This is a genomic window from Lentibacillus salinarum (genome assembly GCF_042679865.1).
Lineage (GTDB): Bacteria > Bacillota > Bacilli > Bacillales > Amphibacillaceae > Lentibacillus > Lentibacillus salinarum.
Genome location: NZ_JBHTNH010000021.1, coordinates 17,793 through 30,854 on the forward strand (window position 1 = coordinate 17,793; position 13,062 = coordinate 30,854).

Here is a 13,062-nt window from a genome sequence, read left to right on the forward strand (position 1 = left end):
TTTATTATCGTTTCAACCGTGATACGGATTTTTTCCCGTTGGTGGAACACATCCTTGAACGCATACCAATTCATCGTGGCTTACTCGAAAAAGTGAATTCAGTCAAAAACACAAATCACTGTTAAGGAAGCATAGAGGGGGGACAACATTGGATTTACAAACCGTTTAATAGCTAAAAACGGGATGTCATTTTTCCCCATGCATCCCGTTTTTGTTTATTTTCTTCTTGTTTTTATTATCATCCGGAATATATTTCGTGAAATAAACGGCAAAAATTAAACAAATGAATGCGATGCCCCAGGCCGCAATCCCGCTCCAATAACGATCGATGCCCAGGCCAATAACCAACACAATGCCGCTTATCATGATAAAAATACCTGATAAATAACGTTTCATGTTCCACACCTCGGATTTTTTGATAAAAGTTACGCCTGTATGACTGCATGGCGTTACGACATAAATATGCCGATAAAATCTCTTTAGTGTCCGGCAACATCTCGCTTAGTGAAAAACACCCACGTTACGACAAGGAAAATCACATAATAAACAGCTAATACCGTGATGGAAAACCCTAGGCTCATGCCTTCAAACATTGGCGAGCCATTCATATATTGATCCATGTTCGTATTGGCAAACAGGATGTATTTTGCCCAGTCATAGTCAGAGAAGAAGCCAATAATCGCATTGCCGGAAAGCATAAGGAAAATGGCGATCCCGATAGCCAGGGAGCTTTGCCGGAAAATGGCCGAAATCATGAAAGCAAACGTCGCCATCATCACAAGTGTAACAAGCTTTATTCCGTAGCCCTCAATGATTTGTTCGATAACGGAAACATAGGCATAACCTTCATTTTGATTGAGAACAATATGCGGGTTTATTCCGTTCACACCGAAAAATAACGCCCCAATAATCCATGACAAAATCAGTACAAACAGGAGGGTAAACAACGCAAATAATAATACAGATACATATTTGGAAGCCAGGATTTTAGTGCGAGTAATCGGGCGTATCAGTAACAGCTTTATGGTTCCCCATTTAAATTCATTTGCGACGATCCCTGCAGCGACGATAATCGTCAGCAAGCTTACGAATGAAAGCAGAAATTTATTTTCCATGACAAACTGCCATGCATCGTATGGTGCTGGCTGGATGTCGTTTTCAAGATAATAATTGTTTTTTTCAATTTGGCTTGTATGGATGCCCTGCATCATCTCGTCCTGTTCCATTTCTTTCTGCATCTCCGCGTTTTCGTCCTGCAGTGCCTGTCGCCAATTATCATCCTGTGATGCCTGGTATGTCCCACTATTTTCGACACCAAAATTGGCAAGGAGAGCCAGCCCCAGGATCAGTGCGGCTATAAGAATATACATGATCCATGTTGATTTGCGTATGTATAATTTAATTTGTTCATTGATCAGCAGCTGAAAAAAGTTACGCAATCGTATTCTCCCCAATCAAATCAAAGAATTTATCCTCCAGTGTTGATGGCGTGATCGTCACCTGGTATACCCGGAGATTATGATGCACAAATGTTTCAATTATGTTTGGTATCATTTCCCGCTCAGCCTGAATCGTTAATGTGTCATTGGCTGTTGCATTGATATCAAAATCATCCCGTAAGATGTTAACCGCTTGCTTTATGGGTGTCACGTCCATTTGTATCTCAACGGCAGTTGTCTGTTCGGTTGCTGCATTGACATCTTGTATCGCAACCATTTCACCATTTTTGATCAGCCCGATCCGGTCACACATTTGCTCGATTTCTGATAATAAATGACTGGAAATGATAACAGCGACATTTTCCTCTTCAGCCAGTCTTCTGATGTACTGACGGATTTCGCGAATGCCGGCCGGGTCCAACCCGTTCGTAGGCTCGTCCAGAATTAGTACGGATGGTTTATGCAGTAAGGCTTGAGCAATCCCCAGACGCTGGCGCATTCCGAGAGAATATTTCCTCGCTTTTTCGTTAATAGGCTTTTCCAGTCCGACCAACTTGATGACTTCATCGATACGTTCCTTGGTAACCCCATGCATCATTCGGGCATAATGTATTAAATTTTGTTTTCCTGTCATGAACGGGTACATTTCGGGGTTTTCAACAATCGCGCCGACTTCCCGTATGGCCTTTTTAAAGTTCGACTTGATGCTGTTTCCCAATATACGCACATCACCACCTGACAGTCCCATCAGTCCGACCATCATGCGGATGGTTGTCGTTTTGCCGGCACCATTGGGACCGATAAACCCGAATACTTCTCCCTTATGAATTTCGAATGATAATCCTTTAATAACTTCTTTGCTGCCAATTGTTTTTTTGACATCGATTAATTCCATTGCTGTTTCGGTCATGTAAAAATCCCCCATTTTGTGTAACTCATTTGTTAATACGAAAAAATCACAGAAACGTTTCACCTATCTTGGTCCATTATGTCGATTCCTGATCTTCTTCATCTGTATATTCCATTAAGTCGCCGGGTTGGCAATCTAACGCTTTACACAATGCATCAAGTGTTGTGAAGCGGATAGCTTTGCCTTTTTCGTTTTTAAGGATGGACAAATTGGCGGGTGTAATATCAACTAATTCAGAGAGTTTATTCAGTGACATTTTACGCTTAGCCATCATGACATCAAGATTTATTCTGATCATTCCGGTCCTCCTGGTTCATCATATCGTTTTCTTATTTTCCTCAACCGCGTTAACAGCCGTTCTTAAAGCTGAAGCGATAACTATAAACACGATCCCGGCAATGATGAAATCAACATAGGCGATATTTGAAAAGGCAATGGAGGCATTCGAAATATCCAATGCAGTAAGTGCCTTTGAAAATAACAGACCATCCATATAAGTGGTAGCCGATCCTAGAACAGCAAACGTCAGACCCATCCTGAAAAGTACTGAGACGTTTCCATACATAAATAGACTATCTGCATAAACATTTTTCAGAAATTTGTACATGAGCCATAAGAACGAGAGGACAAATAGAAATAAGACAACATTGAAAAGTAACGTTAGCACCATAAAAGATTTGTCTGTATAAAGCTCAGGCTGCTGGTCAAAGTCAAGGGTCATATAGAGATATAATGGTTCAAATTGTCCCAAAGTCGTTGTGAAGGAACTGTCAGGCCACCAGATATATGAAGCATTTGATGTGATGGCAAATACCCCTGTCAAAAGAACAAGCCAGAATAAGATAAGACATAGTATTGATGACATTTTAAATATGACATTGAGCCTCATTGGTTCTCTCCTTATAGGATAGAATAAAAACCTACATGTATGTAATCATGTAAGTCAAATAAAATAATACCATATTCATTTCGTTTTAAGCAATAAATTTATCGTTTTTCATTAAAATAATATTGAAAAGGATTCTTTCTTTGTTTTACGCTGCAGTTCTGTTGTTTAACCAAAAAAATAATAATCCACCCTTGACGTTAACAGCCATGGTGGATTATTTTCTCCGATACGCTGACCCCCTTAAAGGGACTACTATTTGAATACCGTTAGTGTTTCAGCACTAGCGGCATTTTAGTAAATATAAAATTTTGGACGACGTTTTCAATACTGAAATCGGCTAATTCTCGTTTTGCTCCTGCCCGACTTCTGACCTCTGGCATCTGTCAAGACGCGTCAGCGTTTTTAGCTGTGCCTCGATCTTAAAACCTATTTTTTCAAATCAGGATTTTCCCGTTTAGCTTCTCTGACGTTTGGTCTGCGAAACCCACCCGCTATGTCTGCCTGCTTAAATTCCCTTGTGAAATGCACTTCCTGAGCGTCTGACAATTGTTTATTCTGTGATGGCTGATATTGTGCTTTTCGCATAATAAAACGTCCTTTCTATTCATAGAGTCTATTAGACTGTTCCCGGTTTAAACTGTGTAAAACATAGACTATCATTCCAATCCCCTTCATAACTACTATCGTATGGCGTTTGAAAATGGGGGCATTTAAATTTAAAAATTTTTCAATGCCCCCATTTTGGACGTTGGTTTCGATTGTACTGATAAAGGGGATGATTTCGATTTCACGAAAAATCAGATATAATGGTTTCAGTATTTTGAGAAAAAAGGGGTGCAAGCCAATATGCGAGAGGTTGTCATTGTGGATGGCTGCCGGACAGCGGTTGGCCGGCGAAAGGGAATGTTTGCGGATTACCGGTCGGATGAATTGGCGGCTGTGGTCCTGGATGAACTGGTGGATCGGTCGAAAATCAATAAGGATGTTGTTGAAGATGTAATTTTAGGCTGTGTGACGCAAGTAAATGAACAAGGCGGCAATATTGCCCGGACAGCGGCGCTAATTGCCGGGTTTCCGTCCCATGTGCCTGGTGTGACGATTGACCGGCAATGCGGATCCAGCCAGCAGGCGGTGCATTTCGGGGCACAAGCGATTGCAGCAGGTGATATGGATATCGTCGTTGCCGGTGGGGTGGAGAACATGACGCGTGCACCGATGTTTTCGAATATGCAGGAAGTGAAGCCGAGTGACAAACTCACATCCAAATATGACATTGTCAACCAGGGAATTTCCGCCGAAAAAATGGCGGCTAAGTGGGGCTTTACACGCAAAGAATTGGATGTTTTCGCTTATGAAAGTCATCAGAAGGCCTTGGCAGCCATTGAAAAAGGCCATTTTAAACAGGAAATTGTCCCGGCTGAGACTTGGGATGAAAATGGTCATTCACAAACAGCTGAAACAGATGAAGGGCCGCGTGCCGATACAACGATGGATGCTCTAGGTGGCCTGAAGCCGGTTTTTCAGGAAGATGGCAATATAACCGCTGGCAACGCAAGCCAGATGAGTGACGGGGCAAGTGCTGTTTTGCTGATGTCACGGGAAAAGGCAGAAGCACTAGGATTGCAGCCGAAAGCGAGGATTGTTGCGCGGTCGGTGGTTGGCTCCGATCCGACGCTTATGCTGACAGGGCCGATTGAAGCAACACGAAAGGTTTTGAAAAAGTCCGGTCTCACGATTGACCACATCGGTCGGTATGAAGTGAACGAAGCCTTTGCCCCGGTACCGTTAGCCTGGCTGAATGAAACAAATGCGGATGCTGAAAAGCTGAATGTCAATGGGGGTGCCATTGCGCTCGGTCATCCATTGGGTGCAACCGGCACGAAACTACTTGTCTCGTTGGTCAACGAATTGAAACGCTCTGAAAACAAATATGGTTTGCTGGCGATTTGTGAAGGAATGGGAATGGCCAATGCAACCGTGATTGAACGGTTATAAGGCATTCCCTGAATATGAGGTGACTTAGGGCAGCATTTTTTGGTGAAATATTTCGTTTTTTGTTTTCAGTCATGATATGATAATGACAAAATGACGAAGGAGCAAGATGTATGAAGTGGGGTCAATTCGTCCGAACAATATTGGCATTATTCATGATTGTCCTTCTGGCAGCATGTACGAATGATGAACCTGAACAGCCGCAACCGGGCGATGAAGCAAATCAACAGGAAACACCAAAATCTGAACGAGACGAATCACAGGAACCAGAAGTACAGGAAATAACGCTTTCTGCAATTGGTGATATTTTGATCCATGGTACCGTGTATGAAGATGCGCGTAAGGCTGACGGCACGTTTGATTTCAGACCAATGCTGGAGCAGGTAAGACCTTATTTAAATGATACCACCATTACATTTGCCAATCAGGAAACGATGATCGGTGGTGAAGTGCTAGGATTATCATCTTATCCAACATTCAACAGCCCCCACGCAGTAGGGGATGCTTTAAAAGAGGCCGGCGTTGATGTCGTTTCACTGGCCAACAATCACACATTGGATGGCGGGGAAGAAGCGATCATGAACGCGATTGACCATTGGGAAAAGATCGATATGATGTATACAGGCGCCTATCAACACGAGGCTGACAGTGACGAGCTACGGGTTTATCATACAGACGAGGGCATTTCGGTGGCATTTTTGGCGTATACGTACGGCACAAATGGCATCCCGGTCCCGGATGGGAAAGATCATTTAGTGAATTTGATTGATAAAGATGTTATGGCTGACCGGATTCAGGAAGCAAAACAGCAGGCAGATGCTGTCATCTTAAGTCTGCATTACGGGAATGAGTATGAGCGGATGCCGAGTGCGGAACAGAAAGACCTTATCCAATTTGCTGCGGATAAAGGCGTACACGTTGTCTTAGGCCATCATCCGCATGTTTTGCAGCCGGTTGACTGGGTTGAGGGCGACGATGGACACGCGACACTTGTTGCCTATTCACTGGGGAATTTTTTATCCGGTCAGGATGAATTTTACCGTCGGATCGGAGGGGTTTTTAAATTTGCGATTGAGAAAACGGTTAAGGGTGAAAAGGAAACCATTGACGTGAAGGCACCGCAATTTATGCCGACATTTGTGAAATTCCAGAACGAGGCGAATTATGAGGTTGCTCCGATGTACCAGTTAACGGACGATGAACTCGCAAATGCCGGGGAACATTATCAGGAGATTCAGGATCATATGGCGCAATGGGTGCCGGAACTGGCGTTTATCGAGGAATGAGCGGGGCATGGGGAGAGGTTCCTTGTCCCGTGTCTGTAAAAAATAATCGCCCTGTAAGTAGAACAGGACGGTTATTTTCAATTTATTAGCCGCATCTTTTTGTTCATGATAAACGAAACGCTATATAGAACAGCACCAAACAACAGGAATGCCGGGAATGGAATATGCATGACAACCCCAATATCAGGCATGAACCGCGGTAAAAGCGCTGTCAGGCCAATGAACAGGAAAAATAGTAACCATAACTGCAGAAATTCCACCCATTTTTTAGGTTGTTTTTCCTTAAATGTCGAATCTTTTATCCATTTGAAAATAAAAATAATCAATCCAAGCAGGAGTAGCAGGTCGATCAGGGTAATCAGTATGCCGGATCCAAGTGGGATGTCTATAATTCCACTGCCAAGGTTGAAAACATAGTGCAGTATTAGGCCAACAACACCGGCAGTCAGACTGACGACTCCGGCCAGTCTGAGTATAATGTATAAAACAAATGAGAGACGATTGGTTTTTTTCTCAGCGGGAATTTCCCCGATGATGTCGTTACAGTATGCTTGGGGATCGTCCCCAAAGACTTCTTTGGCCGTTCTACCATCTGCCTGTGCCTGCAATAGGTGATCAAGTAATTCCAGCAGCACTTCCTCGGTATAGCGCTCGGATTTGTTGAAATTCGTGCGTATATATACAAGCATATCGCCATAATATTCCTTATTCTCTTCAGTCAACTGTTCTCGTTTTTCATTGTTGAGCTGAATAAGATCTTTTGTGTTCATGGTCGGTTGCCTCCTTTTCCGATAATCATGTCTACCGGTTGCTTAATTGTTTGCCAATGATGGATGAATTGCTTCAATGATGCGTGACCTTTATCGGTTAACGCATAATATTTTCGTTTTGGTCCTGATTCTGACTTTTTCATTTCTCCCTGAATCAAATCTTCTTTTTGCAGACGCAGCAAGATCGGGTAGATGGAGCCTTCGCTGACATCATCCAGCCCGAATGCCTGCAGTTTTACGGAAAGCTCGTACCCGTATGTTGGCTGCTGGCCGATGATGGATAAAATGCAGCCTTCGAGAATACCTTTTAATAGTTGACTTCGCAGTGTCATTATTTAACCTACCTTGTCATGCAAGATACCAATGCTTATAATAGCTATCTTGTATAACAAAATAGCTTAACTGCATTATATAAACTTTTCGTGTAATTTGCAAGCATAATTTGGTATGATGAGCTTATGATTTTGATAAGGACGCTGAAAAAGGGAGACTTAGGATAATGGAATGGAAAAATATTTATCGCGGTATTCTAATGGGGGCGAGCGATGTCATCCCTGGTGTGAGTGGGGGAACGATTGCCGTCGTGCTCGGAATTTATGACCGTTTGATTGCGGCTATTAATGGGTTTTTAAGCAAGGAGTGGAAAAAACAATTAGGCTTTTTGGTTCCGCTTGGGATCGGGATTGTAACGGCTATATTTTTACTTAGTAACGCCATTAAATGGCTGTTTGAGCATTATCCTGGGCCAACAAAATTTTTCTTTTTGGGACTGATTTTGGGTGTGTTGCCCTATTTATTTCATAAAGCGGATGCGAAAAATAAGTTTCAGGGCAAACATATTATGTTGCTTTTATTGGGTGCGGTGATTGTGGGATCCTTGGCATTCCTGCAGGCCAATGAGGGGCCCGTTGTTGAAAATATGACCACTTCCACTTATATCCTGCTATTTTTTTCCGGATTTATTGCCAGCAGTGCACTGGTTCTGCCAGGTATCAGCGGCTCGTTATTGCTTGTGATTTTGGGTATGCATACAACGGTCATTACCGCGATCAGCAATTTACAGCTTGATATTATTGCCGTCACCGGTGCAGGTATTGTGATTGGGATTGTTTTCATGAGTAAACTTGTTAATTTCTTTTTAAATAACTATTATACCGGAACATTTGCCGTTATTATCGGGATGGTAATCGGTTCGGTTTTCGTTGTGTTCCCGGGCTGGCCGTCAGAGGGGTTGCTGGTGTTAATGAGTATTGTTACGTTTGCATCAGGACTGGCTGCAGCTTATCTGCTCGGAAAAGTTGAATACGAGGTGTAAAACAAACTAAAAGACACACGAATTCAAAATAGGTACAATATAAATAGAAATGTATATGAGGGGGTTCTAAAAATGAAACATATTAACACAGAAGATCAATTTAACGACATCATTCAGTCGGATAAACCGGTGATTGTGAAATTTTTTGCAGACTGGTGCCCGGACTGCAAACGCATGGATATGTTCATCGGTGATGTTATGGATGAATTCAATAACTATGACTGGTATGAAATCAACAGTGATGAAGTGGAAGGCATTGCCGGGAAGTATGAAGTGATGGGTATTCCGAGTATTTTGATTTTTAAAGACGGTGAAAAGCTTGCCCATCAGCACAGCGCTGATACGAAAACACCGGAATCGGTCAGTGCGTTTTTGCACCAGCAATTGGCTTAGGGATAGTTAATCACCCTTAATCCTGAGGGTGATTATTTTTTGTCTTTATCGGGGGGAAACAAGGCTGTCTGGTCGGATAGTTCATGGCCGCCATAGATTTTTTGGATATTCAGAAACATGAGACCATGTGCTTGAGATTGGCTTGGTTCTGTTAAAGCGATGACGTATACGCTGAAACAGAAAAATAACTTGTCGACTACCGGTGTTGGCCCGTTCGAGATGATGGTTCATCAAGCTTTAAAACGGTTAATCAAACGTTTGATTAAAGGTCAGGTGCGGGCGATAGAAGGGACGGCGGGGGAACTTCCCTCAAAAGAATGATAAGGTGCTTGTCATTAATAATGTGACATTATTAATGAATTGTTGAACTGAAAGCAAAAAGTAGGTAAATGTGATAAAATAAAGAAACAATAGACCGACTTCTCATGGGAGGGTGGCTAGTCCCCCGATAGAAAGGGGGTGATGCCTTATGACCACTTTTCAGGTGTTGTCTTTAATGATTTCATTTGGAATGTTGGTTGCGATTCTTGCCTATTCAAGCAAGAAATAAACCTCCCCTGAGTTGGTCGCTCATCGTGGGAGGTCACACACCTTCTAAGAGCCGCCCCCTTTGATGGGGTACGGTCTATTGTTGACCGTCGATATTGATCGGCGGTCTTTCTTATTATATGGAAATTTTCCCTTTTCTATGCTTATTATACCACAAAAATCCGTATTGTACACACACTGCTTTGGAATACGCTCTCATGTTATCTTCATCAGCCGCAATGCATTCAATGTCACCAGCAGTGTCGCTCCCATATCGGCAAAAATAGCGATCCATAATGTCAGCCACCCGGGAATGACGAGTAAGAGAGCAAGGATTTTAATACCGATAGCAAAGCTGATGTTTTGTTTGATGATGCCCAGAGCTTTGCGGCTTAACTTGACAGTATACGGCAGTTTCTTTAAGTCGTCTCCCATTAAGGCAACATCGGCTGTTTCCAGTGCGCTGTCTGTTCCGGCAGAGCCCATAGCGATGCCAACTTTGGAAGCCGCTAGTGCCGGTGTGTCATTGATGCCGTCACCGATCATGGCGATATTGCCGTTTTCCTGCGCTTTGATGAATTGCAATTTATCTTCCGGCAGCAGATTAGCTTTCATGTCGGTTAACGCGAGATCGTCTTTTAATGCAGTGGCTGTTTGCTCATGATCGCCAGTCAGCATGTACGTCTGCCTGATGCCAAGGTCATGCAGGTTTTGAATGACAGATCGGCTTTCGGTACGTGGTTCATCGCGCAGTGCCACAGCTAACAACAATTCATCGTTTGTACCACAAAGCATGACCGTTTTACCGGCATCTTGGTAATGATTGATGTGAACGGCTGGCACATTTATAAAGAAATTCGGCGATCCGGCGTAAACCGTTTGCCCGTTAATTTCACCCTGAATGCCTTTTCCGTGAATTGTCGTAAAGGACTGTACATCAGCTGCTGCAATGTCTGGTTGTTCATCGCTTATATAGTTTGTAACCGCCTGCGCCAGCGGGTGGTTTGATCTGATTTCCAAACCTTTCAGATAACCGAGTGCTTTGGCGTGTTCGTCCGTGAAAAAGTGGATGTCTGTTACCTTAGGTCTACCTTCAGTCAATGTTCCGGTTTTATCAAACGCCATCTTTTTGATTGTGCCGATTTGTTCAAGATGGATACCACCTTTGATCAAAACACCGTTGCGTGCCGCATTGCCAATTGCGGTAGTGATGGCGACCGGTGTTGATACAACAAGCGCACACGGACAGCCGACAACCAGTACGGCAAGCCCCTGATAGACCCACGTACTCCACGCACCACCTAACAGAGGCGGGATGATAGCGACTAATGCAGAAATGGCAATAATGGCCGGTGTATAGTAGGCGGCAAACCGATCAACAAATTGCTGTGCCGGCGCTCGTTCTTCCTGGGCTTCCTCAACCATATGAATAATCTTGGCAATGGTCGTGTCTTCGGCTTTTTTGGTGACTTCGATTTCGAGAAAACCATCCTGATTAATCGTCCCGGCGAAAACCTCATCACCTTGTGTTTTCTCTGCTGGAATGGATTCCCCTGTAATGGACGATTGGTTGATAGAAGAATCTCCCTCCAGAATTTTGCCATCCATCGCGATCCGTTCTCCTGGCTTAACAAGCATGACATCACCTACCGCAACATCAGCAATATCGATTGTCTGCTCCGTGCCGTTACGTCTGATGCGCGCTTTGTTCGGTGTTATGTTGATCAATGAGCGGATAGAAGAACGTGCTTTTTCCATCGAATAGGATTCTAGTGCTTCACTGATCGCAAATAAAATAACGACGATAGCGGCCTCACGCCATTCACCGATGATGACAGCGCCAATCACGGCAACCGTCATCAATGTTTTCATATCGAAGTGGCGTTTTGTCAGGTTGATCAGTCCGGCCTTAAATAGGGACAAGCCACCAATCAGTGCTGACAAACCGTAAAGGACATTCGGCAGGTAATGGGAACTGCCGAAAGTAGCATGGGCGATGAAACCAAAAATAACTAGTAATGCAGCGAGCAGAACGGTATCATGCCGCATCCAGAATGGCTTTTTTTCAGGCTCAATATTCTCCCGGATGACTTTAATCTTTTCAAAAGATCCAGCTTTTTCAATGTCGGCAATCGATGCTTCCCCGACAACATCAATTTTTGCTGTGGCAAAATGGACATTGGCATCTTTTACACCATCAATCTCTTTCACATTGTTTTCAAATGTCTGGGCACAGTTGGCACATGAGATCCCGTTAAGCCGGTATGTGTGCTGTTCAGACGACATGGGCGGTCTCCTCCTTTCCATGGAGGAAGCCTTGTGTGATGATCTGTTTCATATGGTCATCAGACAAGGCATAGTAGGCAAGCTTTCCCTCTTTGCGGAACGTGGCAATACCGGCTTTGTACAGTTTCCGCAAATGGTGGGAGGTTGTGGCGGTGGTTGCCCCGATGATATTGGCAAGATCACAGACGCAAAGTTCTTGTTCGATTAACAGGGCATGCGCTATCTGCAGCCTGTTCCGGTCGGCCAAAAGTTTATATAAGCTGATGACTTTGTCAATTGGCTGGCTATTTAATGCCTGTTTGACATGATTGACTTTTTCTTCGTTAATACAGGTTACATCACAAATATCATTCACCGTGGATACACCTCATTCAAACGAATATTTGATTATATTATATTCAAATATTCGTTTGAATGTCAATAAGATACGACATCCGCCTCATTTGTTGCTAGGGTGGATGCCGGAAATTGGATGGGGTGCAGTGTCGCACGAGTCAGAGTGGTTCTCGCAACAATTAGGGTGGCTCTCGCACAAGTTTGACCAACCCTTGCACGAGTTGGTCTTAACCTTATTCAATCGAAAATCGTAATTCATCGGCGAGCGTCAATTCGGCATTTTCCAGCCGGGCAGTTCGCCCTGAAAAGTCCACCTGATAGATTGATGAGAACATGTCAGGATCTTGGATACGCGCTGAGAGTGAGTTGATGGCCTGGTCATTGATCAGTTTGGGATCGTGTGGTGTGTTTTTTGTCTCGCCCCATTCAATCAAAAAAGGCAGCACTTCCCCTTTTGCTTGTGGAAAAAGCATCCGCCATTGGAAAAGGCTTCCGTCCGGGCGTTCGCGGCTGCCGGGAATGGGGCCTGTATATGGGGCAGAACGTTTATCCAGGTTTGCAACAACCTCATCCATTTGCCCCGTTCGTAGTGCCAATTGGATCGGACCTTCCTGACCTTCTGCAAGTTTCCGGAAAAGCAGATGAATGAGTGGATTATCCGACCTGGCTGCGTTTGCCTCGTCAAAAATGCCGAGCCACTCAATATAGCAGTCATTGCGGAAATAGGCCAGGTTGTTGTATGTACCCCAGTTGGCGTGCTGGCCACCTTCAGTAACGGTGGCACCATGTTTCTGTCCAAAATCCTTTGCTGCCTGTTCCGGATCTTTGGCAGCAATGACAATATGGTCAATAGCAAGCATATGATCCCCTCCTACCGTCATCTTACTTCTAAAACAGCTGTTATGGAAGCATTTCCAC

The 13,062-nt window shown here is 43.9% G+C and carries 16 protein-coding genes; 5 read left to right on the plus strand and 11 right to left on the minus strand.

The features are described 5' to 3' along the window. Positions 1–186: 186 nt before the first annotated feature. The 6 genes from ACFQ4A_RS09855 to ACFQ4A_RS09880 form a co-directional block, all read right to left on the minus strand. Positions 187–396 carry a hypothetical protein gene (locus tag ACFQ4A_RS09855; RefSeq protein WP_382400066.1) on the minus strand — a complete coding sequence of 70 codons (210 nt, stop codon included), beginning with the start codon at positions 394–396 and terminating at the stop codon, positions 187–189. Between the two features lie 83 nt (positions 397–479). Beyond that, complete coding sequence (locus ACFQ4A_RS09860; RefSeq protein WP_382400068.1) at positions 480–1,439, minus strand: ABC transporter permease; 960 nt, start codon at positions 1,437–1,439, stop codon at positions 480–482. Then, positions 1,432–2,349: an ABC transporter ATP-binding protein gene (locus ACFQ4A_RS09865; protein ID WP_382400070.1), complete on the minus strand. Its 918-nt coding sequence runs from the start codon at positions 2,347–2,349 to the stop codon at positions 1,432–1,434. The genes ACFQ4A_RS09860 and ACFQ4A_RS09865 overlap by 8 nt, the downstream gene beginning before the upstream one ends. Before the next feature lie 76 nt (positions 2,350–2,425). Continuing rightward, positions 2,426–2,647 carry a helix-turn-helix domain-containing protein gene (locus tag ACFQ4A_RS09870; protein ID WP_382400072.1) on the minus strand — a complete coding sequence of 74 codons (222 nt, stop codon included), beginning with the start codon at positions 2,645–2,647 and terminating at the stop codon, positions 2,426–2,428. A gap of 18 nt (positions 2,648–2,665) precedes the next feature. Beyond that, a complete protein-coding gene (locus tag ACFQ4A_RS09875; RefSeq protein WP_382400074.1) occupies positions 2,666–3,238 on the minus strand; it encodes a hypothetical protein in 573 nt (190 codons plus the stop codon). 426 nt (positions 3,239–3,664) lie between these two features. Beyond that, on the minus strand, positions 3,665–3,823 hold the full coding sequence (locus ACFQ4A_RS09880; protein WP_382400076.1) for a YfhE family protein: 159 nt from the start codon (positions 3,821–3,823) through the stop codon (positions 3,665–3,667). A 261-nt stretch (positions 3,824–4,084) separates the two neighbouring features. On the opposite strand from ACFQ4A_RS09880, the gene ACFQ4A_RS09885 reads away from it, so the two are divergent. Beyond that, on the plus strand, positions 4,085–5,233 hold the full coding sequence (locus ACFQ4A_RS09885; RefSeq protein ID WP_382400078.1) for a thiolase family protein: 1,149 nt from the start codon (positions 4,085–4,087) through the stop codon (positions 5,231–5,233). 110 nt (positions 5,234–5,343) lie between these two features. Continuing rightward, positions 5,344–6,516 carry a CapA family protein gene (locus ACFQ4A_RS09890; protein WP_382400080.1) on the plus strand — a complete coding sequence of 391 codons (1,173 nt, stop codon included), beginning with the start codon at positions 5,344–5,346 and terminating at the stop codon, positions 6,514–6,516. A gap of 77 nt (positions 6,517–6,593) precedes the next feature. Here ACFQ4A_RS09890 and ACFQ4A_RS09895 read toward each other — a convergent pair whose 3' ends face one another. Together ACFQ4A_RS09895 and ACFQ4A_RS09900 are read right to left on the minus strand one after the other, a co-directional pair. Further along, on the minus strand, positions 6,594–7,286 hold the full coding sequence (locus ACFQ4A_RS09895; RefSeq protein WP_382400082.1) for a DUF1129 family protein: 693 nt from the start codon (positions 7,284–7,286) through the stop codon (positions 6,594–6,596). Next, a complete protein-coding gene (locus tag ACFQ4A_RS09900) occupies positions 7,283–7,618 on the minus strand; it encodes a PadR family transcriptional regulator (protein ID WP_382400084.1) in 336 nt (111 codons plus the stop codon). Before ACFQ4A_RS09900 ends, ACFQ4A_RS09895 begins: the two co-directional genes overlap by 4 nt. A 167-nt stretch (positions 7,619–7,785) precedes the next feature. On the opposite strand from ACFQ4A_RS09900, the gene ACFQ4A_RS09905 reads away from it, so the two are divergent. The 3 genes from ACFQ4A_RS09905 to ACFQ4A_RS09915 all read left to right on the plus strand — a co-directional run bounded on the left by ACFQ4A_RS09905 (position 7,786) and on the right by ACFQ4A_RS09915 (position 9,544). Further along, positions 7,786–8,601 carry a DUF368 domain-containing protein gene (locus ACFQ4A_RS09905; RefSeq protein WP_382400086.1) on the plus strand — a complete coding sequence of 272 codons (816 nt, stop codon included), beginning with the start codon at positions 7,786–7,788 and terminating at the stop codon, positions 8,599–8,601. 72 nt (positions 8,602–8,673) lie between these two features. Then, on the plus strand, positions 8,674–8,994 hold the full coding sequence (locus tag ACFQ4A_RS09910; RefSeq protein ID WP_382400088.1) for a thioredoxin family protein: 321 nt from the start codon (positions 8,674–8,676) through the stop codon (positions 8,992–8,994). A 469-nt stretch (positions 8,995–9,463) separates the two neighbouring features. Continuing rightward, positions 9,464–9,544: a putative holin-like toxin gene (locus ACFQ4A_RS09915; RefSeq protein ID WP_382400140.1), complete on the plus strand. Its 81-nt coding sequence runs from the start codon at positions 9,464–9,466 to the stop codon at positions 9,542–9,544. Between the two features lie 194 nt (positions 9,545–9,738). Here the strand turns inward: ACFQ4A_RS09915 and ACFQ4A_RS09920 are convergent, their stop codons facing one another. The 3 genes from ACFQ4A_RS09920 to ACFQ4A_RS09930 all read right to left on the minus strand — a co-directional run bounded on the left by ACFQ4A_RS09920 (position 9,739) and on the right by ACFQ4A_RS09930 (position 13,004). Further along, complete coding sequence (locus tag ACFQ4A_RS09920) at positions 9,739–11,808, minus strand: heavy metal translocating P-type ATPase (protein WP_382400090.1); 2,070 nt, start codon at positions 11,806–11,808, stop codon at positions 9,739–9,741. Continuing rightward, a complete protein-coding gene (locus tag ACFQ4A_RS09925; protein WP_382400092.1) occupies positions 11,798–12,163 on the minus strand; it encodes an ArsR/SmtB family transcription factor in 366 nt (121 codons plus the stop codon). The genes ACFQ4A_RS09920 and ACFQ4A_RS09925 overlap by 11 nt, the downstream gene beginning before the upstream one ends. Before the next feature lie 214 nt (positions 12,164–12,377). Further along, positions 12,378–13,004 carry a VOC family protein gene (locus tag ACFQ4A_RS09930; protein ID WP_382400094.1) on the minus strand — a complete coding sequence of 209 codons (627 nt, stop codon included), beginning with the start codon at positions 13,002–13,004 and terminating at the stop codon, positions 12,378–12,380. Positions 13,005–13,062 lie beyond the last annotated feature (58 nt).